This window comes from Marichromatium gracile (genome assembly GCF_004343155.1).
In the GTDB taxonomy this organism is placed as follows: Bacteria; Pseudomonadota; Gammaproteobacteria; order Chromatiales; family Chromatiaceae; genus Marichromatium; species Marichromatium gracile.
In genome coordinates, this window is record NZ_SMDC01000011.1 from 34,430 (window position 1) to 60,710 (window position 26,281).

Sequence of the window (26,281 nt, forward strand, 5' to 3'; positions counted from 1 at the left end):
CCTCGGGCAGGCGTGGCTAAGATGTCGAAAGACGGCTTCCGGCGCGAAGGCGTCGTCCCGGCCGGTTTCGAGTGGGCGCGGACCAACCTTCGGCTGCGCTCGCCGCTCCCGGAATGATCGATATTCCACAGGCCAGCGCAAGCGATTCATGGTAGCAGCGAAGACTATTAGCATCAATTGAGCCAACAAGGCAAGGCTATCCCCTTTGAGTCCACCAGATTCCCATCCAGATCCCGCGTCCGCCAAGGGCGGTGCGGATACCGGGCCGCGTCTGGTCCGCGTCGATGCCGAGTCCGACGGACAGCGTATCGATAACTTCCTGCTCCGTTTCATCAAGGGCGTTCCGCGCAGCCATCTCTATCGCATACTCCGTCGTGGAGAGGTGCGGGTGAACAAGGGGCGGGTCAAGGCCAGCCATCGGCTGCGCGCCGGGGACATGGTGCGCATCCCGCCGCTGCGTCTGCCCGAGCAGCGCGCCCCGGCGCGCGCGCCCGAGGGCTGGCTGGCGCGGCTCGAGGGCGCGGTGCTCTACGAGGACAACCGGCTGCTGGTGATCGACAAGCCCTCGGGGCTGGCGGTGCACGGCGGCAGCGGACTGAGCTTCGGGCTGATCGAGTCGCTGCGCCAGCTCCATCCCGGGCGCGAGCTCGAGCTGGTGCACCGGCTCGATCGCGACACCTCCGGTTGCCTGGTGGTGACCAAGCGGCGCAGCGCGCTGCGCGAGCTGCACCGGATGATGCGCGAGGATGGCATCGAGAAGCGCTATCTGGCGTTGATCGGCGGCGAGCTGCCGCGCGCCGAGATGACCGTCGACGCGCCGCTGCGCAAGAACGTGCTGCGCGGCGGCGAGCGCATGGTCAGCGTCGATCCGGTCGAGGGCAAGGCCTCGCGCACCCGCTTCCGCCGGCTGCGGCGCTTGCGCGCCGGGTCGCGGGTGGCGACCCTGGTCGAGGCCACCCTGGTCACCGGCCGCACCCATCAGATCCGCGTCCATGCCGCCCATCTCGGCGCGCCGCTCGCCGGCGACCCCAAATACGGTGACGATGACTGGAACCGGGAACTCAGGGCGCTCGGGCTCGATCGCTTGTTCCTGCACGCCGCGGCGCTGAGCTTTCGCGCCGAATACATGAGTCGGCCGCTGCACGTCGAGGCGCCGCTGCCGGAGACGCTGCAGCGGCTGCTGGACGCACTGGAGGAGACCGCGTGAGTTTCGAGCTGATCGTGTTCGACTGGGACGGCACCCTGATGGATTCCGAGGCCCATATCGTCGATTGCATGCAGCGTGCCTTCGTCGAGCTGGGCCTGGAGCCGCCGCCGCGCGAGGCGGCGCGCGAGATCATCGGGCTGAGCCTGGAGCGGGGCACGCGGGAGTTGCTGCCGGGGGCCGAGCCCGAGGTCTATGAGGCGCTGATCCTCGCCTATCGGCGTCGCTTCCTCGGTGCCACGCCGAACGCCTCGGCGTTGTTCGCGGGCGCCGCCGAGGTGCTCTCGACGCTGACCGAGCGCGGCTGTCGGCTGGCGGTGGCCACCGGCAAGAGTCGCGCCGGGCTCGACAAGGCGCTGCGCGAGACCGGGCTGGGCGGTTTCTTCCATGCCACCCGTTGCGCCGACGAGACCTTCTCCAAGCCCCACCCGCAGATGCTCCTGGAGCTGATGGACGAGCTCGGTGCCAGTGCCGCCGAGACGCTGATGATCGGTGATACCGAGTTCGACATGCAGATGGCGCGCAACGCCGGGGTGGCGGGGTTGGCCGTGAGCTACGGGGTTCACCCCCCGGAGCGACTGCGCGCGCACCAGCCGCTGGACTGTCTGGACGCGGTGAGCGCGATCCCGGAGTGGCTGGCCGCGCGTGCGATGACCGAGATCTGAAGCAGGACGGAGACCGAGACCATGCAGTGGCGATTCTGGAAACGCTGGCGCAAGCCGCCGATGCCCGACCCCGACCAGCCCGGCTGGGAGCGGGCGCTGATCAACCATCTGGCGCTCGACTACATGCGTGAGCGCCGCCGCGCGCGGCGCTGGGGGCTGGTGCTCAAGCTGTTGATCCTGCTCTATCTGGTGGGGCTGGTGGTAGCCGCCTCGGTGCGCGACTGGGATCGGCGCATGGAGCTGACCGAGCCGCACGCGGCGCTGATCGAGATCGACGGGGTGATCGCCGCCGACAGTGACGCCAGCGCCGATCGGGTGGTCGGGGCGCTGCGCAAGGCCTTCGACAACGACAAGGTCGAGGGGGTGATCCTGCGTATCAACAGCCCCGGCGGCAGTCCGGTGCAGGCCGGTTACATCAACGACGAGATCGCTCGGCTCAAGGCGAAATATCGCGAGGCCCATGATGGCGACGACCTGCCGGTGTACGCAGTGGCCGCCGATCTCTGCGCCTCGGGGGGCTATTACATCGCCGTCGGCGCCGATGCCATCTATGCCGACAAGGCCAGCCTGGTCGGCTCGATCGGGGTACGCATCGGCAGCTTCGGGCTCGATCGCCTGCTCGCCGACCTCGGCATCGAGCGCCGGCTGCTCACCGCCGGCGCCAACAAGGGTATTCTCGATCCCTTCTCGCCGCTGCCCGAGTCGCAGCGCGTCTTCATCCAGGGGGTGCTCGATACCCTGCACCAGCAGTTCATCGCCGAGGTCCGGGAAGGCCGTGGCGATCGTCTCCAGGGCGGCGACGAACTCTTCAGCGGGCTGTTCTGGAGTGGCGAGCAAGCGCTCGAGCTGGGCCTGATCGATGGTCTGGCGAGCGCCGGGACGGTGGCGCGCGAGCAGCTCGGCACCGAGACCGTGGTCGACTACACCCAGAAGCGCGACCTGCTCGACTCCTTCGCCGAGCGGCTCGGTGGCGGCATGGCCGGGGCGCTCGGCGCCCTGTTCGGCGGGCTCGACGCCGGGGTGCTGCGCTGAGACCACCCCGGCGACGCGCACCGCGCATCGCCGGGGCAGACCGCGATCAGTTGCCCAGCGCCTCCTCGATCGCATCGAAGTCGAGCTGCTTGAGATAGTCCTCGAGCGCGCCCTTGTCATCCAGCCCCGTCCCCTGGGCCTGGACCACCAGCCGACTGCCGACCATCAGGGTGATCTCGTAGTCGCGCGTGCCGGAGGCGTGTTCGACCATGCCGCGATGGCCGGCGAGGGCATAGGGTTTGAGCTCGGGGTTGCCCTGCATCATCATCGGCATCGACAGCGCCATGGTCAGCATCGGCATCATCGGCGAGTCGGCCATCAGGCTGAGCGTCAGGTCGCTGCCGTCCTCGCGATAGTAGCGACGGCTCAGGTGGGTACCGGTGATCATGCTCGCCATGCCGCCGGACTCGGCCACCGCCTCATCGGCCTGCCAGCCGGAGAGCGGCTCGGGCAGCAGTTCGAGCAGGCCCGCGCTGATCTTCTCCTGGACCTCGGCGATGGCCGCCTCGAGGTGACCGATGGCCCCGCGCAGGGCGCCGTCCTCGTAGGCCGTCTCGGCCGCCTCGATCTGCTCGATCACCGGGTCGGCGGCGGCACTCGCCGTCAGGGGCAGGCCGAGGGCGAGGAGGGCGGCGTACAGCGGGCTGGTTTGTTTCATGCGATGGTCTCCATGGCGTGTTTCGCCACCCGATTATCCACCGAACCCGTGTCGTCGGCAGCCCTCCGTCAGACCTCGCCCGTTCGCATCCGCCCGGCCCAGTCGCGCGCGAACTGCCAGGCGGTGCGCCCGCTGCGCGAGCCGCGGCGCAGCGCCCATTGCAGTGCGGCGCGTTCGATCTCGGGCCAGTCCTCGTTCAACCCAGCGTGCTCCAACCGTTCCAGCCAGTGGCGCACCACCGCCAGGTACTGCGTCTGGCTGAAGGGGTGGAAGGAGACCCACAGTCCGAAGCGATCGGACAGCGAGATCTTCTCCTCGACCGATTCGCCCTGGTGCAGCTCGCCGTCGACCACCCGCGCCTCGCGGTTCTCGGAGTGGAACTCGGGCAGCAGGTGGCGGCGGTTGGAGGTGGCGTAGATCAGCAGGTTCTCGGGGGTGGCGGCGATCGAGCCGTCGAGCGCGGCCTTGAGCGCCTTGTAGCTCGACTCGCCGGGCTCGAAGGAGAGGTCGTCGCAGAACAGGATGAAGCGCTCGGGGCGATCGCGGATCAGCGCGAGGATGTCGGGCAGCTGCAGCAGGTCGTCACGGTCGACCTCGATCAGCCGCAGGCCCTGTTCGCGCAGCGCATTGAACACGGCCTTGACCAGCGATGACTTGCCGGTGCCGCGCGAGCCCCACAGCAGCACATTGTTGGCGCTGCGCCCGGCGAGAAACTGCTCGGTGTTGCGCAGGATCTCCTGCTTCTGCCGCTCCAGGCAGAGCAGGTCGTCGAGCGCGAGCCGGTGCGGCGCGGGCAATGCCTGCAACTCGCCGCCGTGGTCGCCGCGCCGGCGCCAGAGGTAGGCGTGGGCCGACCAGTCGGGTGTCGGGGTGTGGGGGACGAGCACCCGCTCGAGACGATCGATCAGGGTCTCGGCACGGGCGAAGAGGTGTTCGAGTTCGGACATGGGCATTCCTGGGGTGTGCGACGCCCGCCCGGGTGGGCGGGCGCCCGGTGTCGGATCTGCCCGGACGACCGGCGCCGTTGTGGCGGCGCCGGGGCGGGTCAGGCCGAGAGCTTGCGGTACTTGATGCGGTGAGGCTGGTCGGCGTCGGTGCCGAGTCGGCGGTGACGGTCGGCCTCGTAGTCGGCGTAGTTGCCCTCGAACCAGGTCACCTGCGAGTCACCCTCGAAGGCGAGGATGTGGGTGGCGATACGGTCGAGGAACCAGCGGTCGTGGCTGATCACCACGGCGCAGCCGGGGAAGGTGAGCAGTGCCTCTTCGAGCGCGCGCAGGGTCTCGACGTCGAGGTCGTTGGTCGGTTCGTCGAGCAGCAACAGGTTGCCGCCGCGCTTGAGCAGCTTGGCCAGGTGGACGCGATTGCGCTCACCGCCGGAGAGGTCGCCGATGCGCTTTTGCTGGTCGGAGCCCTTGAAGTTGAAGCGGCTGCAGTAGGCGCGCGAGGGCATCTCGTAGCGACCGACGACGATGTTGTCGGCGCCGTCGGAGATCTCCTCCCACACCGTCTTGCTGTCGTCGAGGGTGTCGCGGCTCTGGTCGACGCAGGCGATGTCGACCGTCTCGCCGACGCGCAGGGTGCCCGAGTCGGCCTGTTCCTGGCCGGTGAGGATGCGAAACAGCGTGGTCTTGCCCGCGCCGTTGGGACCGATCACACCGACGATGCCGCCCTTGGGCAGGTTGAACGAGAGGTTCTCGTAGAGCAGCCGGTCGCCGTAGCCCTTGCGCAGGCCCTCGGCCTCGACCACCAGGTCGCCGAGACGCGGGCCCGGCGGGATGTAGATCTCGTTGGTCTCGTTGCGCGACTGGAACTCCTGCGACTGCAGCTCCTCGAAGCGGGCCAGACGCGCCTTGCTCTTGGCGTGACGGCCCTTGGGGTTGCTGCGCACCCACTCGAGCTCCTGCTTCATGGTCTTGATGCGCGCCTGCTCCTGCTTCTGCTCGAGCTCCAGACGCTTCTCCTTCTGCTCCAGCCAGCTCGAGTAGTTGCCCTCCCAGGGGATGCCGTGACCGCGGTCGAGCTCGAGGATCCAGCCGGCGACGTTGTCGAGGAAGTAGCGGTCGTGGGTGACCGCGACCACGGTGCCGGGGTAGTCGTGGAGGAAGCGCTCGAGCCAGGCGATCGACTCGGCGTCGAGGTGGTTGGTCGGCTCGTCGAGCAGCAGCATGTCGGGGCTCGACAGCAACAGCCGGCACAGCGCCACGCGGCGGCGCTCGCCGCCGGAGAGCTTGGTGACGTCGGCATCCCAGGGCGGCAGGCGCAGCGCCTCGGCGGCGACCTCGAGGGTGTGGTCGAGGTTGTGACCGCCGCTGGCCTCGAGCAGGTTCTCGAGCTCGGCCTGCTCCTGGGCGAGGGCGTCGAAGTCGGCGTCGGGCTCGGCATAGGCGGCATAGACCGCCTCGAGACGCTCGCTCGCCTGCTTGATGTGGGCGAGCGCCTCCTCGACGTTGCCGCGCACGTCCTTGTCGGGGTCGAGCTGGGGTTCCTGGGGCAGATAGCCGACCTTGATCCCCGGCTGCGGACGCGCCTCGCCCTCGATCTCGGTGTCGAGCCCGGCCATGATCTTGAGCAGGGTCGATTTGCCCGCGCCGTTGAGGCCGAGCACGCCGATCTTGGCGCCGGGGAAGAAGGACAGGGAGATGTCACGCAGGATGGTACGCTTGGGCGGCACGATCTTGCCGACCCGGTTCATCGTGTAAATGTACTGAGCCATGAGGTCCTTGCGGTCGTTGTCGAGAGTCGGGTGATGGTCCGGGCGCGGTGGGGCGCCCGGGCCGAGGTGTTGCGCCCCGGACGAGGCACTCATTCTGCGCTGGCACCCGGGAAAAGTCCAAGCGCAGACGACCGCTCGCGACCGCTGTCCCGAGGAGTGAACGCGATGGCAGTAGCAACCCCGCCGGTACTCGGCTTCGTCGCCCCCAGCGGCAGCGGCAAGACCACCCTGCTGTGTCGGCTGTTGCCGCTGCTGCGCGCGCGCGGGCTGCGGGTGGGCTGTCTCAAGCACGCTCATCACCGCTTCGAGGTCGATCATCCCGGCAAGGACAGCTTCGAGCTGCGCGCGGCCGGCGCCGAGCAGGTGCTGGTGGCCTCGCGCCGGCGCTGGGCGCTGATGGTCGAGACTCCGGAGGCGGACGCCGATCCCGATCTCGACACCCTGCTCGCGCGGCTCGATCCGAGCGGTCTCGACCTGGTGCTGGTCGAGGGTTTCAAGCATGCCGACTATGCCAAGATCGAGGTCCATCGCAGCGCGCTCGGACTCGCGCCGCTCTATCCCGAGGACCCGGCGATCATCGCCGTGGCCAGCGACCGGCCTTCACTGCCGGCCCCGGCGCCGCCCCGGCTCGCGCTCGACGACCCGGAGGCAATCGCCGGGTTCGTGCTCGAGTGGTTGGCCGGGCTGGGGGGGCGGTGAACGGGGCAGGTCGGGTCAGCGCAGGTACTGACGCGCGAACTCGGCGGTCGGCAGTGGACGGCTGAACAGATAGCCCTGGTAGGCGTCGCAGCCGGCCTGACGCAGGAAGTCGCGCTGGGCCTCGGTCTCGACGCCCTCGGCGAGCACCCGCAGGTTGAGGTTGCGTGCCATGGCGATGATGGTCGCGGCGATCTCGGCATCGTTGCGGTCCTCGGGGATGCCCTGGACGAAGCTCTTGTCGATCTTGAGCTTGTCGATCGGCAGCCGCTTGAGATAGGCCAGCGAGGAGTAGCCGGTGCCGAAGTCGTCGATCGAGAGCGCGATGCCGAGCGCGCGCAACGCCTCGAGGATCTCCATCCCGCGTCGGTTGTGCTGCATGATGGTGCTCTCGGTGAGCTCCAGCTCGAGGCGTTCGGGGGAGAGACCGGAGGCGGTCAGCTCGCGATCGACATGGAGCGCCAGGTCGGGCTGAGCGAACTGGTGACTGGAGATGTTGACAGCCAGGGTCAGCGGCGGGGCGCCGGCGTCGATCCAGTCCTGGAGCTGGCGACAGGCGGTGGCCAGTACCCAGGCGCCGAGCGGGATGATCAGCCCGGTCTCCTCGGCCAGGGGGATGAAACGGTCGGGCGGGATCAGCTCGCCGTCCGGGGTCTCCCAGCGCACCAGCGCCTCGATCCCGGTGAGCCGGGTGGTGTGCATGTCGACCTGGGGCTGGTAGTGCAGTACCAGCTCCTCGCGCTCGAGCGCGCGCCTGAGGCGTGATTCGAGCGAGAGTCGCGCGTTGGCGGCGCGGGTGAGCGATTCGGTGTAGTAGCGGTAGGTATTGCGCCCCTGCGCCTTGGCCTGGTACATCACGGTGTCGGCGTTGCGCAGCAGTTGGGTGGTATCGGTGCCGTTTTCCGGGTAGAGGCTGATGCCGATGCTGGCGCCGAGATAGATCTCGCGTCCGCCGGAGAGACGGAAGGGCTCGGCCATCAGATCGATGATCTGCTGGGCGAGGTTGCCGGCCTCGTCGGGGCGCTCGATCGACTCGAGCAACAGCACGAACTCGTCGCCGCCGAGCCGCGCCAGGGTGTCCTCGGCGCGGATGCGCGCGCGCATCCGCGCGGCGACGGCCTGCAGCAGTTCGTCGCCGACCGGGTGGCCGAGGCTGTCGTTGACGTTCTTGAAGCGGTCAAGGTCGATGAACAGCACCGCGACCTTGCTGCGCTCGCGCTCGGCGCGGTGGATGGCGTGTTCCAGGCGCGAGAGCAGCAGCAGCCGGTTGGGCAGGTCGGTGAGCGCGTCATAGTGGGCGAGGTGTTCGAGCCGGGCCTCGGACTGCTTGACCTGACTGATGTCGGAGAAGATGCCGACATAGTTGGTGGTGGCGCCGCGCTCGTCACGCACCCGGCTGATGGTGAGCCAGGCGGGAAAGATCTCGCCGTTGCGCCGACGGTTCCAGATCTCGCCCTGCCAGTGTCCGGTCTGCAGGATCGAGGCCCACATCGCCTGGTAGAACTGACGTTCGTGTCGGCCTGATTTCAACAGGTTCGGGGCATGCCCCAGCGCCTCATCCTCGTGATAGCCGCTGATCTCGGTGAACGCCTGGTTGACCGCGATCAGCCGATCGCCTCTGGCGTTCGAGACCATGATCCCTTCATGGGTGTTGTCGAGTACCGCAGCGGCCAGCCGCAACCGCTCCTGGTCGCGCAGCCGCTCGGTGATGTCCTGGCCGACGCCGGCGATACCGATCACCGCTCCCTGCTTGTCGCGCACCGGGACGCCGTTGTAGCGATAGCTGCGAATCCCATTGACGGTTCGGGTGCGTCCCTCGATTTCGCAATAGCCCTGTTCGAGCGCGGCCTGGATGGCGCGTCTGAGCCTGGGGGCGTCGGTGTCGACGAACAGCCGCTCGATCGGCAGTTGGCGCAGGGCCTCGGCCGTATATCCGGTCTCGGCCTCGACGCGCTTGTTCCACCACAGCAGCCGGCCTTCGAGATCGACCATGTAGAGGGTGTCGCGTACTGCCTCGGTGATGGCGCGGCTCTCGCCATAGGCGCGCAGCAGTTCCTGTTGCGCGCGCTTGGGTTCGGTGATGTCGCGCACCGACTCGATGGCACCGACGATGACGCCCGCGCCGTCGCGCAGCGGCGAGGCCACCGAGCGCAGATAGATCCCCTGAGCCTGGCCGATATGGGTGTTGAAGACCTCGGCGGTGAGCTGGTCGCCCTCCAGGCGCTGGAGGTTTTGATAGTGCTCGGGGTGGTGGTCGTCGGGGGCGAGGATGAGGTCGACCAGCAGCGCGCGGCGCTCGCCGTAGAAGGCCTTGGCATAGGCCTGGTCGCCCTGGCCGATGATCTGCTGACTGGCGATCCCGGTCATGCGCTCGACGGCGAGGTTCCAGACGATCACCCGGCCCTGGGTGTCGATGGCGAAGGTGGCGTCGGGGAGGAAATTGATGATATCGGTCATGCGCCGCTCCGAGGCGCGCAGTGCCTCCTGGGCGCGGGCGCGCTCGGTGATGTGGCCGTATTCACGCAGCGCCCGTTCGAGCAGGCGGGGCATCTGGGTGAAGGTCTCGGGTGACTTGACCACATAGTCGAGTGCGCCGGCCTTCATCGCCTGTACCGCCATCTGCTCGTCGCCCTGACTGGTCATCACCAGCACCGGATAGCGGATGTCTTGCACCGCGCCGGGGAGCAGTTCGTAGGCCTTGCCGTCGACCAGGTTGAGGTCGGCGACCACCGCATCCGGTGGCTGCTGCGCGATCGCCTGCAGGGCCTCGGCCAGGGTCTGGGCCACGCGTGGATCGGCGAACTGCTCACTGTCCTCGAGCGCGCGCGCGACCGCCTCGGCATGCGCCGGGTCGTCCTCGACGATCAGCACGGAGATCGGTGTTGGGGGCATAGGATGTCAACCGGGATAGCGGTTCCAGGCCAGCCAGTAGTGCCCGAGCGAGTCGAACAGCCGGGCGAAGGCATCGTAGTCGGCCGGCTTCACCAGATAACTGCTGGCCTGGTTGGAATAGGCGCCCTGGACATCGGGGTCGGCCGCCGAGGTGGTCAGGACCACGACCGGGATGCGCCGGAGCTGATCGTCGGCCTTGATCCGACGCAGTACCTCGAGCCCCTCGACCTTGGGCAGACGCAGATCGAGGAGGATGAGGTCGGGACGTGGGCTGCTCTCGGGGTCGCTGAAGCGGCCCTGACGGAACAGGTAGTCGAGCGCGGCCTGACCGTCCTCGACATGTTCCAACCGCGCCGGTAGTGCATTGGACTCGAGTCCGCGTCGGGTGATCTCGGCGTGTGCCGGATCGTCCTCGACCAGCAGCACCGAGAGTGTCTGTTCTTGCATGGCCTCCTCCGTTGCGGTGCGCCGGCTCGGTCGCGCCGCTACTGTAGTACCGCTCAGCCGCCCGCGCCGAACTTGAACTGGCCGATGAGCTGGCGCAGCGTCTCGCTCAGCTGTGCCAGCTCCTGGCTGGCGGCGGCGGTGTGCTGGGCGTTGTCGGCCGACTCTTCCGAGAAGTCGGAGATCTTGATCACGCTGTGATCGATCTCGGAGGCCGCCGCCGCCTGCTCCTCGGCGGCGCTGGCGACATGGGTGTTCATGTCGCGGATGGTGGTGATGGCGCCGCCGATCTCGGCGATCGCCTCGTGCGCCTGGCCGGCCTGCTCCAGGGTCTCGCGGGTGAGATGCTCGCCGCGATCGATGGCGGTGACCGCCTCCTGAGCGACCGCCCGCAGGTTCTGGATCATCTGTTGGATCTCGGTGGTCGAGGCCTGGGTACGGCTGGCGAGGGTGTGGACCTCGTCTGCGACCACGGCGAAGCCGCGTCCCTGTTCGCCGGCGCGTGCCGCCTCGATCGCGGCGTTGAGTGCGAGCAGGTTGGTCTGCTCGGCGATGGCGCGGATCACGTCGAGCACGCCGCCGATCGAGACGCTCTCCTCGCTGAAGCGGCGTACCGCATCGGCGGCCTGGGCGATCTCTTGGGTGAGCGTCTGGTTGGACGCCTGCACCTTGTCGACCGTCTCGCCACCCTGGCGGGCGCTGTCGTCGGCGCTGAAGGCCGAGGCTGCTGCGTCCTCGGCGCTCTTGGCGATCTCCTTGATGGTGGCGGTCATCTCGGTGACCGCGGTGGCCACCTGCTGGATCGCGCCACGCTGGCGCTCGATGCCGTCGTTGTTGGACTGGGTGATGGTCGAGAGCTGCTCGGCGGCGGCGGCGATCTGTTCGGTGGCGCGGGCGACCGCGCCGATGGTGCGCTCGGTCTTGTCGGCGAACTCGTTGAAGCCCGCCGCCATGTCGGTGATCTCGTCGCGCCCACTGGTGTCGAGGCGCTGGGTGAGGTCGCCATCGCCCTTGGCGATCCGGTGCATCGCCCGCGCCGCCTCACCGATCGGAACGGTGATCGAGCGTGAGGTCAGCGCGATCAAGGCCATGACCAGGAGCAGCATGGCCGTGCCCAGCCCCCCCATCAGCGTGGCGTGACGCCAGAAGGCGGTGTCGACGTCGTCGATGTAGATCCCGCTGGAGACGATCCAGCCCCAGGTCGGCTCGCGCTGGGCGAAGGTGAGTTTGGGTTCGGGATGCTCCGCGCCCGGCTTGGGCCAGACATAGTGCACCGAGCCGCGGCCATCGCGCTCGACCTGCTCAAGCAGCTCGGCGACGAAGCGCTTGCCGTTGGCGTCGGTCTGCTGGCGTCCGTCGTTGCCGACCAGCTCGGGTTTGATCGGGTGCATCAGCATGAAGCCGCGGCGATCACGTACCCAGAAATAGTTGTTACCGTCATAGCGCATCGTGCGCAGGGCCTCGAGCGCGCTGCGTTCGGCCTCTGCGCGGGGGAGTTCACCGGCCTCGGCGAGTCCCTGGTAGTGCTTGACGACGCTATGCGCGGTCTCGACCAGTTTCTGGACCTGGGTGAACTTCTCCTGCACCAGGATCGACCTCACCTCGAACAGTGCCAGCGCGACCCCGGCGATGATCCCGAACAGCACCAGGGCCGAGAGCATCAATAGACGCTGCTTGATGGTGAGTGACCGCATCAGCTTCATGCCTGTACCTCTGTCGTCTTGCGTGCGTTGCTATGCTTTGTCGTCAGTGAAGGAATCACTGGCGGGGTAATCGTTGCAAGGTGCCGTGGTCGTCGGCCGACCTGTCCGTCGACACCGTCGCCGTCTCGTGCCCTGCCTTAGGAATGGACGCAGGTGATGCCTTAATCAATCGTTCCCGTTCGGGAAATCATCGGCGGATGTCGACGGCTTCACCGAAATCCTCCGGCCCTGTGCACCCCCCTTGGCCGACTTGCAGCTGTCCTGTCAGCGCCGGCGTCGACACCCCAGTGGCCGGGGTGTGTCACCCCCGGCTTGTTGTCTCCAGCGAGGTGGATGGAATGGATAATGAACCCAGTTCGGCATGTTGCATGGATGACGGCGTCGGTGCGGTGGTGGTCGACGAGGCGGGACGGATCTGTCAGGTCGATGCCGACTGGAGCGCATCGCTCGGTCTGTCGGTGGCGTCGCTGCTCGGTCGGACGCTCGATGTCCTGCTCGACCCACCGCCGTCCTGGGAGCTGCTGAGTGCGCCGCGCCCCTGGCGCGGCAAGCTGCGGCTGCGTCTCGGTGAGTCCGGTGGGCGGTGGTTTCGCGCGCACCTGGTGCCGGTGCTTGGTGCTGCAGGCCGGATGCACTGCTGTACCCTGATGTTCGAGCCGCTGCCGCCAGTACCGCCGAACGAAGGTGTCGAAGGAGGGAGTCGGGCACGGCTGCTCGAGTCGGTCGCCGACTCGGCCTCCGATGCCATCGTGGTCGCCAGGCTCGAGCAGCTGGAGGTGATCTATGCCAATCGCGCCGCCCATCTACTGTTCGGCTGTGACCCGGAGTCGCGCGACATGATCGGTCGCGCCGGAGGGTGCTTCTGGCCGGAGGACGGCCTCGCCATGCTCGAGGTGCTGCTGCCCGAGGCGCTCGCCGGTGGGTGGCGTGGCGAGCTGCGCCAGCGACGGCTCGATGGCAGCGAGTTTCTCGCCGACGCAACCATCTTCGCGCTGCCCAGCCCGATCGGGGCGCCCGAGCTGGTGGCCGGTATGTTGCGCGATCTCAGTGCGGGTCAGCGGGCGGAGCGTCAGCGGCGACTGACGCACTTCGCCCTGGAGCGCTCGGGGGACGAGGTCTTCCTGCTCGATGCCGAGGCGCGCTTCGTCTATGTCAATGAAAGCATGCATGAGACGCTCGGCCTGAGCCGCGAGCGGCTGTTGACCATGTCGGTGCCGGACATCGATCCGCTGTTCCCGCCGCAGCGATTGCAGGAGGTGTTTGCGCGATTGCTCGAGGAGTCGTCGATTCGACTCGAGACCATCCATCAGCGTGGTGATGGTTCTCGCTTCCCGGTGGAGATCCTCGCCAGTCATTTCGTTGTCGATGGCGAGCCTTACTACAGCTGCATCGGGCGCGATATATCCGAGCGCGTAGCGGCCAAGCGCGCGCTCGAGGAATCGCGGGAATATCTCGACACCCTGATCGATGTCTTGCCGGATGCGCTTTTCGCGATCGATGGCGAAGGCGTGGTGACCATCTGGAACCGGGCCATCGAGCAGATGTCCGGGGTGCCCAGGGAGCAGGTGCTGGGGAGAGCGGGGCGCGTCTATGCGACGGCCTTCTATGGTGAGCAGCGACCCATGCTGATCGACATGGTGTCGGCCGCCCCCGAGAAGTGTGAGGAGATCATGCGTTGCTACGACCATGTTCATCGCGACGGCGATGTGCTGCTGGCTCAGCTGCATCTGCCGCGGGTCTACGGTGGCCGCGGGGCCTATGTCTGGGGGAAGGCGGTGCCGTTGCGCGATACCGCTGGCAGGGTCTTCGGCGCGCTCGAGATCATCCGTGACATCTCCGAACTCAAGGAGGCCGAGCGGGCGCTGCGCCTGAGCGAGGCGCGTTTCCGCTCGGTGGTGAGCAATACCCCGGTGATGATCTTCGAGTTCGACGCCGACGGCGTCTTCCGGCTCTGCGAGGGCAGCGGCCTGGAGTCGCTGGGGCTCGAGCCCGGCGCCCTGGTCGGGCAATCGGTGGCCGGTTTTCTCGGTGCCGACTCCGGGGTCGAGACGCACATCGCCCGGGCGATCGGCGGCGACAAGGTACAGTTCACCGCCGCACTCGGTCGACAGGTGTTCGAGACCTACTTCAACCCGGTGCGCGATCCCGGTACCGACAGCGGGGTGTCGGTGATCGGGGTCGCGGTCGATGTCACCGAGCGCACCGAGCGCGAGGCCGAGCTGCGTCAGCGCACCGACGAGTTGACCCGCTTCACCTATACCGTCTCGCACGACCTCAAGAGCCCGCTGGTGACCATCCGCACCTTCCTCGGCTTTCTCGAACGCGACATCGCCGCCGGCGACGAGGCGCGCATCGCCAAGGACCTGGGGTTCGTGCGCAAGGCCTCGGAGCGGATGACGCGCTTGCTCGATGAGCTGCTGGAGTTGTCGCGCATCGGTCGGCTGGTCAACGACCCGACCGAGTTCAGTCTGCGCGAGGTGGTCGATGAGGTGCTCGAGTTGGTCGCCGGACGCATCGTCGAGCGCGGGGTCGAGGTGACGGTGAGCGATGCGCCGGCATGGATCCTGGGGGATCGCCCCCGCCTGACCGAGGTCTTCCTCAACCTGATCGACAATGCGGTCAAGTTCATGGGCGATCAGTCGGCGCCGCGTATCGAGATCGGACTCGAGAGGTTGGACGACGCGCTGGTGGTGGTCGTTGCCGACAACGGCAAGGGGATCGACCCGCGCCATCTGCACAAGGTCTTCGGGCTGTTCGAGCGCCTCGACCTCGAGGGGGACGGGACCGGCATCGGTCTGGCCTTGGTGCAGCGCATCGTCGAGGTCCACGGTGGGCGGATCTGGGCCGAATCACCGGGGCCCGGGCAGGGGGCGCGCTTCTGCTTCACCCTCGCCGGACTCGAGCTGCGCCCCGCCGGTTGAGCCTCAGCGCTGCCAGAAGGTGGGGGTGAGCAGCACCAGCAGGGTGAAGATCTCGAGCCGGCCGAGCAGCATGGCAAAGCAGAGGATCCACTTGGCCGGGTCGTAGATGTCGGCGAAGTGCGGGCCGACCATGGCCAGCCCTGGACCGAGGTTGTTGATACAGGCGGCGACCGCCGAGAAGGAGGTCAGCAGGTCGAGTCCGGTGGCCGCCAGCATCAGATACATCAGCACGAAGCAGGCGACATAGAGCGAGAAGAAGCCCCATACGGCATCGACCACCCGGTGATCGATGCTCTTGCCGCCGATGCGCACCGGGATCTGCGCGTTGGGGTGGATCAGGCGACCGATCTCGCGCACGCCCTGCTTGATCAGCAGCAGGAAGCGGATGACCTTGATGCCGCCGCCGGTGGAGCCGGCGCAGCCGCCGACGAAGCTGGTGAACAGCAGCAGGATCTGCAGGAAGGGCGGCCAGAAATAGAACTCGGCGGTGGCGAAGCCGGTGGTGGTCCCGATCGAGACGGCCTGGAACAACCCCTTGGTGAAGGCGTCGTCCCAGGTGATGAAGGTGTCGGTGCGATAGAGCGCGACCGTGGCGATGGCGGTCACCGTCACCATGATCAGCAGATAGAAGCGCCACTCGCTGTCGTGGAGATAGACCCCGAGGCTGTGGCGGTGTACCGCCACGAAGTGCAGCGCGAAGTTCATCCCCGCCAGCAGCATGAACACCACCGCGATCATCTCGATCAGGGTGCTGTCGAAGTGACCCATGCTGAGGTCATGGGTCGAGAAGCCGCCGATGGCCACGGTCGAGAAGGCGTGACCGATGGCATCGAACAGGGTCATGCCCGCGCCCCAGTAGGCCAGTGCGCAGGCCACCGTCATCCACAGATAGATGTACCACAGCGCCTTGGCCGTCTCGGTGATGCGCGGGGTGAGCTTGGAGTCCTTCATCGGTCCCGGCATCTCGGCGCGATAGAGCTGCATGCCGCCGATGCCGAGCATCGGCAGCACCGCGACGGCGAGCACGATGATCCCCATACCGCCGAGCCACTGCAGCTGCTGGCGATAGAAGAGGATCGACTTGGGCAGGTCGTCGAGTCCGACGATCACGGTCGCGCCGGTGGTGGTCAGCCCCGAGATCGACTCGAACACCGCATCGGTTGGCGACAGTACCGGGTCGGGGGCGAGCAGGAAGGGCAGGGCACCGGCCAGCCCCAGGGTGGTCCAGAACAGCACCACCACCAGGAAGCCGTCGCGCAGCCGCAGCACCGCCTGATACCGCATCACCGGGAGGAAGATCAGCAGTCCGGCGCTGAGCAGGATGGCGAAGGCGACCAGGAAGGGCCAGGCCTCACCGTCGGCATAGATCAGCTCCACGACCACCGGTGGCAGCATGGCGAAGCTGAACACCGCCAGCAGCAGGCCCAGCACCTTCTGTACCGCAGCGAACTTCATCATGGCGCTAGAGGAAGGTGACGCCGACCTGGAACAGACGCTCGACCTCGGGGATGCGGCGCTTGTCCTGGAGGAAGAGGATGACGTGGTCCTCGGACTGGATCCGGGTGTCGTGGTGGGCGATCAGCACCTGGTCGCCGCGCACCAGTGCGCCGATGCTCGCCCCCTTGGGCAGACGGATCTCGGCGATGGAGCGTCCGATCACCTTGCTCGAGGTCTCGTCGCCGTGGGCGATGGCCTCGATCGCCTCGGCCGCCCCGCGGCGCAGCGAGTGCACCATCACCACGTCGCCGCGGCGCACGTGCTTGAGCAGGCTGCCGATGGTCGCCTGCTGCGGCGAGATGGCGACATCGATCGCTCCCGACTGCACCAGGTCGACATAGGAGGGGCGGTTGATCAGCGCCATCACCTTGCGCGCGCCGAGGCGCTTGGCGAGCATCGCCGAGAGGATGTTGGCCTCGTCGTCGTCGGTCACCGCGCAGAACACGTCGGTGCTCTCGATGTTCTCCTCGAGCAGCAGGTCCTGGTCGGCGGCGTCGCCGTGGAGCACGATGGTCTTCTCCAGGTCCTCGGCGATGTGCTTGCAGCGCTTCAGGTCACGCTCGATGATCTTCACCCGGAAGCTGCGCTCGAGCGCGCCGGCCAGCCGCGTGCCGATGTTGCCGCCGCCGGCGATGATCATCCGTCGGTAGGTCTTGTCGAGCCGGCGCAGCTCGCCCATCACCGCGCGGATGTGTTCGGGGGCGGCGACGAAGAAGACCTCGTCGTCGACCTCGATGACGGTGTCGCCCTCGGGCTGGATGGCGCGGTCCTGGCGATAGATCGCCGCCACCCGCGCCTCGATGTTGGGCATGCGCTGGTGCAGGGTGCGCAGCTCCTGACCGACCAGCGGGCCGCCGTAATAGGCCTTGACCGCCACCAGACGGATGCGCCCGCCGGCGAAGTCGAGCACCTGCAGGGTGCCGGGGTTCTCGATCAGACGGATGATGTAGTCGGTGACCAGCGCCTCGGGGCTGATCGCGACATCGATCGGCAGCGCGTCGGTGCCGAACAGTCGCGGCTGGTCGAGGAAGCTCTGGGCGCGCACCCGGGCGATCTTGGTCGGGGTGTGGAACAGGGTGTAGGCGACCTGACAGGCGACCATGTTGGTCTCGTCGCTGTTGGTCACCGCGATGATCATGTCGGCGTCCTCGGCGCCGGCGCGTGCGAGCACGTCGGGGTGGGCGCCGTGACCGTAGACGGTGCGCAGGTCGAAGCGGTCCTGCAGCTCGCGCAGCAGCGCCGGGTTGTGATCGACCACGGTGATGTCGTTGGCCTCGCTGACCAGGTTCGCCGCCACCGAGGTGCCGACCTGGCCGGCGCCGAGGATGATGATCTTCATGCCGCGCTCGGCCCTCGGTCGGGCGCCAGCGGCCAGCTGCCAGCTGCCAGCCACCAGCGGTCAGTCGCCAGTGGCCAGCCTCCAGTCGCCAGCTTCCAGCGGTCTGTCGGTCCCGGGCGCCGTGGCGCGCGCGCCGCCGCCCCGCGGCTGGTGGCCGAGCGCTGGTGGCTGGCCGCTGGCTGCTCGATCCTCATCGCCGTTCCTTGATCTCGATGCCGAGCGAGCGCAGCTTGCGATAGAGATGGGTGCGCTCCATCCCCGCCTCCTTGGCCATCTTGCTGACGTTGCCGCCGTGCTTCTCGAGCTGGTAGTCGAGATAGGCCTTCTCGAACTGCTCGCGCGCCTGACGCAGCGGCTGGTCGAAGGAGACCAGTCCCTCGAGCGCCTGGGCCTGCACCGGTGGCGGCGCGCCGAGCGCGCTCTCGACCTCCTTCTGGCTGATCTCGTCGCCGGCGCCGAGGATCAGCACCCGCTGCACCAGATTCTTCAGCTCGCGCACGTTGCCCGGCCAGGTGTAGTTGCGCAGGAAGTTCTGCGCGCCGACGCTGAAGCGCCGATAGGGCAGCTTCTCGTGGGTGGCGAAGTAGTCGAGATAGAAGTTGAGCAGGTCGGGGACGTCCTCGGCGTGCTCGCGCAGCGGCGGGACGTGTAGCGGCACCACGTTGAGATGATAGAAGAGGTCCTCGCGGAAGCGCCCGGCCTGGACCTCTTCCTCGAGGTTGCGCTGGGTGACGGCGATGATGCGCACGTCGATGCGCACCGGTTCGCTGCCGCCGATGCGCAGGAAGGAGCCGCTGTCGAGCGCGCCGAGGAGCTTGGCCTGGGCGTCGAGCTCCATGTCGGCGACCTCGTCGAGCAACAGGGTGCCGCCGGCGGCCTTCTCCAGGCTGCCGTAGTGGATGTGCTCGCCCTCCTCGGTGCCGAACAGCTCGCGTGCGGCGTTGCCGCCGGCCAGGGTGGAGACGCTGAGGTCGACGAAGGGGCGCTCGCGTCGCGCGCTCTGCGAGTGCAGATAGCGGGCGAAGGTCTCGCGACCGCTGCCGGCGTCGCCGGTGATCAGCACCCAGGTGTCGTGCTGGGCGATGCGCTTGACCTGTTCGCGCAGGCGCAGCATCGCCGCGCTGCGCCCGACCGGCTCGTGGACCAGCGGGGTTCGGCGCTTGAGCCCGATGTTCTCCTGATGGAGCTTGTCGGCCTCGAGCGCGCGCTCGACGGTGAGCAGCAGCTTGGCCATCGACAGCGGCTTCTCGAGGAAGTCGTAGGCGCCGAGCCGGGTGGCCTCGACGGCGGTCTCGACGGTGCCGTGCCCGGACATCATGATCACCGGGCAGGGCAGGCTGTCCTCCTCGGCCCACTCCTTGAGCAGGGTGATGCCGTCGAGGTCGGGCATCCAGATGTCGAGCAGGATCAGGTCGGGACGACGGTCGCGCAGCGCATGTCGGGCCGCCTCGCCATTCTCGGCGCCGGCCACGGTGTAGCCCTCGTCCTCGAGAATGTCCTGGACCAGGCCGCGGATGTCGGGCTCGTCGTCCACGACCAAGATATGGGTTGCACTCATGTCTCTGTGTGTGTTCCTCGCGCTTGAGCGTCCCGGCCGGGGGGCTGCCAGACGGGCAGTCGGATCTCGATCCGAGCGCCGGAACCGGTGTTTTCGACGACGATGATACCGCCGTGTTCCTCGATTATCCTCTTGACGATCGCCAGCCCCAGGCCGGTGCCCTTGGCCTTGGTGGTGACATAGGGCTCGAACAGTCGCTCCATCAGGTGAGGCTCGAAGCCGGGACCGTTGTCGCTGATCTCGAGCCAGACGCCATGCTGCTCGCCCGTCTTGCGCACCCCGGTGGCGACGCGGATGCGGCCGTCGGGGCTGCCTTCGAGCGCCTCCTGGGCGTTCTTGATCAGGTTGTGCAGTACCTGGCGCAGGCGCAGCGCATCACCGTTGATCTGGTGCTCGTCGGCGCCGAGCGCGACCTGCAGTGCGCCGGCCCCGGCGCTGCGATAGAGGTCCAGCACCTCGCGCACCAGACGGTCGAACACCAGCGGCTCGGGGCGCAGCTGCGGCGAGCGGGCGTAGTCCGAGAAGTCGTTGACCATCGCCTTCATCGCCTCGACCTGCTGGATGATGGTGTGGGTGGCGCGGTCGATGACCCGGGCGTCGGCCTCCTCGGCCTTGCGCAGCAGCTTGTGGCGCAGCCGCTCGGCGGAGAGCTGGATCGGGGTCAGCGGGTTCTTGATCTCGTGCGCCAGACGCCGCGCCACCTCGCCCCAGGCCGCCTCGCGCTGGGCGGTGATCAGCGAGGTGATGTCGTCGAACACCACCACGTGCCCGGGGGCCTCGTCGTCGCCGCCGGGCAGCGGGCTGCCGCGACACATCAACGTCTGGCTGCCCTCCTGGCGCTGCAGCTGTACCTCGGCGCGCCAGGCCTGGCCGCTTGCGACCTGTTGGCGCACGGTCTCGGTCCAGGGGCTGAGCCAGGGATGGTATGCGGCGATCTGGTCGAGATCCACCGCCGAGGCCTCGGCGATCTCGAGGTCGAGGATCGCGCGTGCGGCCGGGTTGGCGGTGCGCAGGCGGTGCTCGGCATCGAGCGCCGCGACCCCGGAGGAGAGCCGACCGAGCACCGTCTCGAGATAGTTGCGCTGGGTCTCGACGGCCTGCTGGCTGCGCTCGGCCGCGTCGCGGGCGCGGGCGATGCGCCGCGACATGGCGTTGAACGAGGCGACCAGGAAGGCCAGCTCGTCGTCGTGACGTGGCAGCGGGATCTGCTGGCCGTAGTCGCCCTCGGCGATGGCGCGGCTGGCGCGGGCGATGTCGGCCACCGGGGCGACCAGTCGCCGCGCGGTGTGGAAGGCGACGATCAGCGCCGCCATCAGGCTGAACAGCAGCACCAGCGAGAGCGTCAGCGAGAAGCTCAACTTGAGCGAGTTGCGCAGATAGGCCAGCTCGGTATAGCGGTTGTAGGCCGCCTCGAGCTGATCGGAGAGCTCACCGATACGCGCCGAGGTGGGGAAGATCGCCTGCATCTGCATCGGTCGCCCGAGCGGGTCGTTGACCAGCACCCGCACCACCAGATCGGCGCCCGGCACCGAGTCGAGTCCGACGTAGTTGTTGCCCGCGCGCACGCTCTGCTGGATCTCGCGCTCGGCGTGGTTGGGCACCAGCTTGGTCGGGTCCTCGCTGGCGTTGGCCAGCACCTGGCCGTTGCCGCCGTAGACGGTCAGCTCGATCGCCCCGGCCTGGCGGCGCAGGCTGTCGAGGCTCAGCGCGATCGCCGTCGAGGAGCGATCCTCGATGCTCACCAGCAGCTGTTCGGTGTATTTGCTCAGTACCCGCTGGTTGAGGTCGAGCGAGGCCTGGTTGAGCACCAGGGCGTCTTCCATCGCCTGGCCGATCTCGACGTCGAACCAGCTGTCGATGCCGCGCAGCAGGAAGCCCAGGGAGAAGTAGTAGACGGTGCCCACCGGCAGCAGCGAGAGCACCGCGAACAGCGCCACGATCCGTGCCGTCAGCCGCGACCCGGCGGCCTGCTGGCGATAGCGCCGGACCAGGCGGACGACGTTGAAGCCGACCAGCAGCGCCAGCATCCCGAGCCCGGCGAGCACCACGAAGAGCAGCGGTACGAAGGCCCGGCTGAGCGCCTCGGAGTTGGCCACCGAGTCGCGCATCAGCACCAGCACCACGAACAGCGCGGCGATCAGGATCGCCACCGGCAGGGTGCCGAGCCCGAGTCCGCGCAGTCGACTCACGGTTGCAGTGGCCATTTGGTCCACCCGCTCGAGAGTTTCCAGGCCGGTTTGAGGTAGGCCATCGGGCGCAGCGGCAGCGGTAACGCCTCGATCTCCAGGGTGGTGCGCAGCTGCACCTCGTAGTCGCTGTCGGGAGCGAGTCGCGCGGCGCCGAGCAGCCGCAGGTCGATGAGTTCGCCGAGCGCGCGCAGCGCCGCCTCGCGCGAGACGAAGCTGCGCCCCTCGGTGTCGGGCAGGGTGTAGACCTGATAGCGCTCGGAGAGCGGCTTGTAGCGGATGACGCGGCGCAGCTGGAGGTCGGCGAGGCTGTCCTCCCACAGCCAGGCGCCGCTGCGGCGGACCTGGATGTGGATCAACACCGTCAGCGGTACGCCGTTGTCGAGCGCCTCGAGCGCCTCGGCGCTGAAGTCGTAGTCGATCTCGGCGCTGAGACGGTAGCCGCGGTCGTCGTCGAGTCGGGTGTCGAGACGCTGTACCCGGAAGTCATCGCCGGCGATCGCCAGCGAGACCCAGGCGAGCAGGAGACCGAGGACCAGAGCCGTCGATGGGGTACGCAGGCGCCGTGCCCTCATGAGGCCGGTTTCTCGAGCAGGGCGTAATAGAAGCCGTCACTGCCGCCGCTGCTGGGTAGCAGCTGTCGACCATGGGGTCGGGCGACGCCGGGGGCACCGGGCAGCGGACACTCGCGGACCTCGGGGTGACGCTCGAGGAAGGCGGCGATCTGGCGATGGTTCTCGTCGCCGAGCAGCGAGCAGGTGGCGTAGAGCAGCCGGCCGCCGGGGGCGAGCAGCGGCCAGATCGCCTCGAGGATGGCGCGCTGCTGGTCGCAGAGCGCGGCGATGTCCTCGGCGCGCCGCAGCCACTTGATGTCGGGATGGCGGCGGATCACCCCGGTGGCCGAGCAGGGTACGTCGAGCAGGATGCGCTCGAAGCCGGTCGCGGCCCAGTCGCCCTCGGGGCGGGCGGCGTCGGCCTCGACCAGGGTCGCGCGCAGTCCGAGTCGGTCGAGCAGCGTGGCGACCGACTGCAGCCGCTCGCCGTCGACGTCGAGCGCGGTCAGCGCCAGTTCGCCGCCGGCGCGCTCGAGGATCGCTGCGCTCTTGCCCCCGGGCGCGGCGCAGGCGTCGAGCACCCGCATCCCGGGCGCGGCCTCGAGCAGCTCGGCGGCGAGCTGGGCGCCGGCGTCCTGTACCGACACCCGCCCCTCGGCGAAGCCCGGCAGACGTTCGGTCGGGCGCGCGTGGGCGAGGGTCAGGCCGTGTGGACAGCCGGCGACGGGTGCGGCATCGACCCCTTCGGCGGCGAGTTCGGCGAGATAGTCGGCGCGGGTGCCGCGCAGCGGGTTGACCCGCAGGGTCATCGGCGCGCGGGTGTCGCTGGCGGTGATGATTTGCTCCCAGTCGTCGGGCCAATCGCGGCGCAGCTGCTCGCGTAGCCACTCGGGCACCGGCCAGCGCACCCGGGGGTCGTGCTCGATCGCCGCGAGCAGGCTCTCGCGTTCGCGCAGGAAGCGGCGCAGCAGGGCGTTGACCAGCCCGGCCTTGCCCGGTCGCGAGAGTTGGCGGGTGGCCTCGACCGTGGCCGCGACCGCGGCGTGCGGCGGGGTCTTCATCGCGGTGAGCTGATAGAGCCCGATCAGGATCAGCGCCTGGAGCTCGGCCTCGCGCTTGGGCAGCGGACGATGCAGCAGCTGCCCGGCGAGTGCCTCGAGCCGTGGCAGGGTGCGCAGTGCGCCATAGGTCATCTCCTGGACCAGGGCGCGATCGGCGGCCTGGTCCGGCAGTCGCAGCCGTTGCAGCACCCGGGTGAGCGACTGACCGCGATCACGGACCTGGTGCAGCGCGCGCGCTGCGGTGGCGCGCGCGGCGGCGCCGCTGCCGTCGGGACGGGGGGCGGAGCGGGGATCAGCCAAGCAGGACACCCTCGAGATTGCGGGCGTTGATGAAGGCGGCGGCCTCCATCGGGCGCTTGCCGGAGGGCTGGAGCCGGGTGATGCAGAGCAGCCCCTCGCCGGTGGCGACACGGATGCCGTGCTTGTCGGCGCCGACGACGCGACCGGGTTCGGCGGTGGTGGCCTCATCCAGCGCGCGGGCGCCCCAGACCCTGAGCTGCTCGTCATCGAGCCGGGTATGGGCGACCGGCCAGGGATCGAAGGCGCGGACCTGACGCTCGATCGCCACGGCCGGGGCGCTCCAGTCGATCAGCGCCTCGTCCTTGGTGAGCTTGTGGGCATAGGTCGCGGCGGCATCGTCCTGGGTCTCCGCCGGGCGGCTGCCGTCGGCGATCCCGGGCAGGGCCTCGACCAGGGCGCGCGCGCCGAGTTCGGCGAGCCGGTCGTGGAGGCTGCCGCCGGTCTCGTCGGCGGCAAGCGTGGTCTCGAGCCGATGGTAGACCGGGCCGGTGTCGAGTCCGGCTTCCATCTGCATGATGCAGACCCCACTGGTGGGGTCGCCGGCGAGCACCGCGCGCTGGATTGGCGCTGCGCCGCGCCAGCGCGGCAGCAGCGAGGCGTGGACATTGACGCAGCCCAGGCGCGGCGCATCGAGCACCGCTTGGGGCAGCAGCAGGCCGTAGGCGACCACCACCATCAGGTCGGCCTCGAGCGCGGCCAGCTCGGCGACCGCCGCCGGGTCGCGCTTGAGGCTCTGGGGCTGATGGACGGGGATCGCGTGTTCGAGCGCGAGCTGTTTGACCGGGCTGGCCTGGAGCTTGCGCCCGCGTCCGGCGGGGCGATCGGGCTGGGTGTAGACGCCGACCACCTGGTGGCCCGCGGCGATCAGCGCGGCGAGGCTCGGACAGGCGAAGTCGGGCGTTCCGGCGAAGATGATTCGCAGTGCACGCATGGGAGAATCGGTCTGGGTCTGGGTTGATGTCGAGGCGACGGCTGGGGACGTCGGCATCAGATCGCGGTCCGGTGCGCCGTCTCGGCGGCACCGTGGTGGCGCTTGCTGACCTTCTCGAGCTTGCGGCGGATGCGCTGGCGCTTGAGCGTGGAGATGTGATCGACGAACAGCTTGCCGTCGAGATGGTCGAGTTCGTGCTGGATGCACACCGCCAGCAGGCCCTCGGCCGCGAGGGTGAAGGGCTTGCCGTCGCGGTCGAGCGCCTTGATCCGGACCCGCTCTGCACGGATGACCGGTTCGTAGAACCCGGGCACCGACAGGCAGCCTTCCTCCATCTGCTCCTCACCCTCGCGCTCGAGGATCTCCGGGTTGATCAGACACAGCGGCTGGTCATGATCCTCGGAGATGTCGATCACCACGATGCGCTTGTGAACATTGACCTGGGTGGCGGCGAGTCCGATTCCCGGAGCGGCGTACATGGTCTCGAGCATGTCGTCGATCAGCCGACGCACGGCATCGTCGACCTGGTCGACCGGTTTTGCTGCCTTGCGCAGCCGGGGATCGGGGAAGGTGAGGATTTCGAGCATGGCCATGGTTCGTTGAGTGTCAGGTCCGCGAGTGGAAGAGGGCGCCTGGACTGCGCTACTATCGGAATCAATACTATACCCCGTATTGGGGGCGGGTGAATCCCGTTTCGACCGTCACGGAGGGTCCATGCGCGCTCCCCGCTCGCTTCGTGTGCTGGCACCGCTGTTGCTCGTGCTCCTTGTCCCCGCGCCGACACGCGCCGAGGTGACACTTGCCCCCGATGCCCCCGCCCGCTACGTGGTGCGCTCGGGCGACACCCTGTGGGACATCGCCGGGCGCTTCCTCCGCGACCCCTGGCGCTGGCATGCGCTGTGGCGCGCCAACCCCGGGATCACCAACCCCGATCTGATCTACCCCGGCGACCTGCTCGAACTCGTCGAGGTCAACGGCGCGGCGCAGTTGCAGCTGACCCGCGGGGGCGGTGACCGGACCCTCGGCTATCAGGACGGGATGCGCGTGGTCAAGCGCTCGCCCCAGGCCCGCGTGACCTCGCTCGAGGATGCCGTGCCGGTGATCCCGATCGCCTCGATCGCCCCCTTCCTCACCCAGCCGCTGGTGGCCGACTCCGATCAGGTCGAGCGCGCGCCCTACGTGGTCGGCTTCCCCGACGAGCACCTCGTCGTCGGCACCTTCGACTCGATCTATGTGCGCCGGCTCGCCCAGACCGACTCCTCGCGCTACCAGGTGGTGCGCCCGGGCAAGGCGCTGCGCGACCCCGACTCCAATGAGCTGCTCGGCTACGAGGTCGAGTTCGTCGCCACCGCCGCGCTCGAGCGCCCGGGCGACCCGGCCAAGCTGCGTATCGCCCGCGCCGAGCGGGAGGTCGCGATCGGCGACCGGGTGATCCCGGCCGAGCAGGAGCGCTCGCTCGAGAACTTCTATCCCGAGCCAGGCCCCGCCGGGGTCCGTGGGCGCATCCTCTCGGTGCTCAAGGGGGTGTCGCAGATCGGTCAGTTCGATGTCGTGATCCTGAACAAGGGGGAGCGTGACGGTATCGAGGCAGGCCATGTGTTCGAGGTCTTCATCGGCGGCGAGACGGCGCCGGATCAGGTGCGTCGGGGCGGCTTCGACTGGAACTGGCGCGACGACTCCCCGCTCGACAGCGATTTCTGGTTCGGTGATTTCTCCTTCGAGGGGTGGCGCGCCGATCCGCCCGGAGAGGACGGCATGCCGCTGCACGCCGACATGCGTCGTGACCGCGACACCTATCTCCGACCCTATGAACGGGCGGGCGTGTTGATGGTGTTCCGCGTCTTCGATCGGGTTAGCTTTGCGCTGGTGCTCGAGGCCTACCGCGCCATGGCGGTCGGCGACCGGGTCGCCCCGCCGCCGGCCTGAG

20 protein-coding genes are annotated in these 26,281 nt (G+C 68.5%); 6 read left to right on the forward strand and 14 right to left on the reverse strand.

What is annotated here, in order from left to right; translation table 11 throughout:
* The first annotated feature begins 205 nt into the window (after positions 1-205).
* From EDC29_RS13875 to EDC29_RS13885, 3 genes are read left to right on the forward strand one after another with little or no spacing between them, the layout of a single operon-like run.
* On the forward strand, positions 206-1,207 hold the full coding sequence (locus EDC29_RS13875) for an RluA family pseudouridine synthase (RefSeq protein WP_190288044.1): 1,002 nt from the start codon (positions 206-208) through the stop codon (positions 1,205-1,207).
* Complete coding sequence (locus EDC29_RS13880) at positions 1,204-1,869, forward strand: HAD-IA family hydrolase (protein WP_132230379.1); 666 nt, start codon at positions 1,204-1,206, stop codon at positions 1,867-1,869. Before EDC29_RS13875 ends, EDC29_RS13880 begins: the two co-directional genes overlap by 4 nt.
* Before the next feature lie 21 nt (positions 1,870-1,890).
* Positions 1,891-2,901, forward strand: a complete 1,011-nt coding sequence (locus EDC29_RS13885; RefSeq protein ID WP_123139869.1) for a S49 family peptidase — start codon at positions 1,891-1,893, stop codon at positions 2,899-2,901.
* Positions 2,902-2,947: 46 nt separating this feature from the next.
* Here EDC29_RS13885 and EDC29_RS13890 read toward each other — a convergent pair whose 3' ends face one another.
* The 3 genes from EDC29_RS13890 to ettA form a co-directional block, all read right to left on the reverse strand.
* Positions 2,948-3,559, reverse strand: a complete 612-nt coding sequence (locus EDC29_RS13890; protein WP_123142382.1) for a hypothetical protein — start codon at positions 3,557-3,559, stop codon at positions 2,948-2,950.
* Between the two features lie 68 nt (positions 3,560-3,627).
* Positions 3,628-4,506, reverse strand: coding sequence for an ATP-binding protein (locus EDC29_RS13895; protein ID WP_123139867.1), 879 nt, complete (start codon positions 4,504-4,506; stop codon positions 3,628-3,630).
* A gap of 98 nt (positions 4,507-4,604) precedes the next feature.
* Entirely contained in the window at positions 4,605-6,272 is a 1,668-nt protein-coding gene (gene ettA, locus EDC29_RS13900; protein ID WP_132230381.1) for an energy-dependent translational throttle protein EttA, read from the reverse strand.
* Between the two features lie 165 nt (positions 6,273-6,437).
* Between ettA and mobB the strand changes: the two genes are divergently transcribed.
* The gene (mobB, locus tag EDC29_RS13905) at positions 6,438-6,971 is read left to right on the forward strand and encodes a molybdopterin-guanine dinucleotide biosynthesis protein B (protein ID WP_132230383.1); all 534 of its coding nucleotides are present in this window, start codon (positions 6,438-6,440) and stop codon (positions 6,969-6,971) included.
* A gap of 15 nt (positions 6,972-6,986) precedes the next feature.
* Here mobB and EDC29_RS13910 read toward each other — a convergent pair whose 3' ends face one another.
* The 3 genes from EDC29_RS13910 to EDC29_RS13920 are packed head-to-tail and all read right to left on the reverse strand — an operon-like array spanning position 6,987 to position 12,007.
* Complete coding sequence (locus tag EDC29_RS13910) at positions 6,987-9,860, reverse strand: EAL domain-containing protein (protein WP_123142352.1); 2,874 nt, start codon at positions 9,858-9,860, stop codon at positions 6,987-6,989.
* Between the two features lie 6 nt (positions 9,861-9,866).
* Positions 9,867-10,307, reverse strand: coding sequence for a response regulator (locus EDC29_RS13915; RefSeq protein ID WP_123142351.1), 441 nt, complete (start codon positions 10,305-10,307; stop codon positions 9,867-9,869).
* A gap of 53 nt (positions 10,308-10,360) precedes the next feature.
* The gene (locus EDC29_RS13920; RefSeq protein WP_123142350.1) at positions 10,361-12,007 is read right to left on the reverse strand and encodes a methyl-accepting chemotaxis protein; all 1,647 of its coding nucleotides are present in this window, start codon (positions 12,005-12,007) and stop codon (positions 10,361-10,363) included.
* Positions 12,008-12,345: 338 nt separating this feature from the next.
* On the opposite strand from EDC29_RS13920, the gene EDC29_RS13925 reads away from it, so the two are divergent.
* A complete protein-coding gene (locus EDC29_RS13925; RefSeq protein WP_165913535.1) occupies positions 12,346-14,928 on the forward strand; it encodes a PAS domain S-box protein in 2,583 nt (860 codons plus the stop codon).
* Positions 14,929-14,931: 3 nt separating this feature from the next.
* On the opposite strand, the gene EDC29_RS13930 is transcribed toward EDC29_RS13925, so the two are convergent.
* From EDC29_RS13930 to def, 8 genes are all read right to left on the reverse strand, one after another.
* On the reverse strand, positions 14,932-16,383 hold the full coding sequence (locus EDC29_RS13930) for a TrkH family potassium uptake protein (RefSeq protein ID WP_123139904.1): 1,452 nt from the start codon (positions 16,381-16,383) through the stop codon (positions 14,932-14,934).
* A 7-nt stretch (positions 16,384-16,390) separates the two neighbouring features.
* Entirely contained in the window at positions 16,391-17,764 is a 1,374-nt protein-coding gene (gene trkA, locus EDC29_RS13935) for a Trk system potassium transporter TrkA (RefSeq protein ID WP_123139860.1), read from the reverse strand.
* A gap of 190 nt (positions 17,765-17,954) precedes the next feature.
* Positions 17,955-19,322: a sigma-54-dependent transcriptional regulator gene (locus EDC29_RS13940; RefSeq protein ID WP_062273965.1), complete on the reverse strand. Its 1,368-nt coding sequence runs from the start codon at positions 19,320-19,322 to the stop codon at positions 17,955-17,957.
* On the reverse strand, positions 19,319-21,526 hold the full coding sequence (locus EDC29_RS13945) for a sensor histidine kinase (protein ID WP_132230387.1): 2,208 nt from the start codon (positions 21,524-21,526) through the stop codon (positions 19,319-19,321). Before EDC29_RS13945 ends, EDC29_RS13940 begins: the two co-directional genes overlap by 4 nt.
* Positions 21,508-22,083: a DUF4390 domain-containing protein gene (locus tag EDC29_RS13950; protein ID WP_132230389.1), complete on the reverse strand. Its 576-nt coding sequence runs from the start codon at positions 22,081-22,083 to the stop codon at positions 21,508-21,510. The genes EDC29_RS13945 and EDC29_RS13950 overlap by 19 nt, the downstream gene beginning before the upstream one ends.
* The gene (gene rsmB / locus EDC29_RS13955) at positions 22,080-23,423 is read right to left on the reverse strand and encodes a 16S rRNA (cytosine(967)-C(5))-methyltransferase RsmB (protein ID WP_132230391.1); all 1,344 of its coding nucleotides are present in this window, start codon (positions 23,421-23,423) and stop codon (positions 22,080-22,082) included. Before rsmB ends, EDC29_RS13950 begins: the two co-directional genes overlap by 4 nt.
* Positions 23,416-24,354 carry a methionyl-tRNA formyltransferase gene (fmt, locus tag EDC29_RS13960; protein WP_123142348.1) on the reverse strand — a complete coding sequence of 313 codons (939 nt, stop codon included), beginning with the start codon at positions 24,352-24,354 and terminating at the stop codon, positions 23,416-23,418. The genes rsmB and fmt overlap by 8 nt, the downstream gene beginning before the upstream one ends.
* 56 nt (positions 24,355-24,410) lie before the next feature.
* Positions 24,411-24,947, reverse strand: coding sequence for a peptide deformylase (gene def, locus EDC29_RS13965; RefSeq protein ID WP_123139856.1), 537 nt, complete (start codon positions 24,945-24,947; stop codon positions 24,411-24,413).
* 121 nt (positions 24,948-25,068) lie between these two features.
* Between def and EDC29_RS13970 the strand changes: the two genes are divergently transcribed.
* Positions 25,069-26,280 carry a LysM peptidoglycan-binding domain-containing protein gene (locus EDC29_RS13970; protein ID WP_123139855.1) on the forward strand — a complete coding sequence of 404 codons (1,212 nt, stop codon included), beginning with the start codon at positions 25,069-25,071 and terminating at the stop codon, positions 26,278-26,280.
* The last annotated feature ends 1 nt before the right edge of the window (position 26,281 follow it).

Bases quoted from the DNA above. Each gene is read 5' to 3' on its own strand.
- EDC29_RS13910 (WP_123142352.1), bottom strand. From the start codon at position 9,860: ATGCCCCCAACACCGATCTCCGTGCTGATCGTCGAGGACGACCCGGCG.
- EDC29_RS13925 (WP_165913535.1), top strand. From the start codon at position 12,346: ATGGATAATGAACCCAGTTCGGCATGTTGCATGGATGACGGCGTCGGT.
- EDC29_RS13930 (WP_123139904.1), bottom strand. From the start codon at position 16,383: ATGAAGTTCGCTGCGGTACAGAAGGTGCTGGGCCTGCTGCTGGCGGTG.
- EDC29_RS13895 (WP_123139867.1), bottom strand. From the start codon at position 4,506: ATGTCCGAACTCGAACACCTCTTCGCCCGTGCCGAGACCCTGATCGAT.
- EDC29_RS13940 (WP_062273965.1), bottom strand. From the start codon at position 19,322: ATGAGTGCAACCCATATCTTGGTCGTGGACGACGAGCCCGACATCCGC.
- EDC29_RS13920 (WP_123142350.1), bottom strand. From the start codon at position 12,007: ATGAAGCTGATGCGGTCACTCACCATCAAGCAGCGTCTATTGATGCTC.
- EDC29_RS13945 (WP_132230387.1), bottom strand. From the start codon at position 21,526: ATGGCCACTGCAACCGTGAGTCGACTGCGCGGACTCGGGCTCGGCACC.
- ettA (WP_132230381.1), bottom strand. From the start codon at position 6,272: ATGGCTCAGTACATTTACACGATGAACCGGGTCGGCAAGATCGTGCCG.
- EDC29_RS13950 (WP_132230389.1), bottom strand. From the start codon at position 22,083: ATGAGGGCACGGCGCCTGCGTACCCCATCGACGGCTCTGGTCCTCGGT.
- EDC29_RS13970 (WP_123139855.1), top strand. From the start codon at position 25,069: ATGCGCGCTCCCCGCTCGCTTCGTGTGCTGGCACCGCTGTTGCTCGTG.
- def (WP_123139856.1), bottom strand. From the start codon at position 24,947: ATGGCCATGCTCGAAATCCTCACCTTCCCCGATCCCCGGCTGCGCAAG.
- mobB (WP_132230383.1), top strand. From the start codon at position 6,438: ATGGCAGTAGCAACCCCGCCGGTACTCGGCTTCGTCGCCCCCAGCGGC.
- EDC29_RS13915 (WP_123142351.1), bottom strand. From the start codon at position 10,307: ATGCAAGAACAGACACTCTCGGTGCTGCTGGTCGAGGACGATCCGGCA.
- trkA (WP_123139860.1), bottom strand. From the start codon at position 17,764: ATGAAGATCATCATCCTCGGCGCCGGCCAGGTCGGCACCTCGGTGGCG.
- fmt (WP_123142348.1), bottom strand. From the start codon at position 24,354: ATGCGTGCACTGCGAATCATCTTCGCCGGAACGCCCGACTTCGCCTGT.
- EDC29_RS13890 (WP_123142382.1), bottom strand. From the start codon at position 3,559: ATGAAACAAACCAGCCCGCTGTACGCCGCCCTCCTCGCCCTCGGCCTG.
- EDC29_RS13885 (WP_123139869.1), top strand. From the start codon at position 1,891: ATGCAGTGGCGATTCTGGAAACGCTGGCGCAAGCCGCCGATGCCCGAC.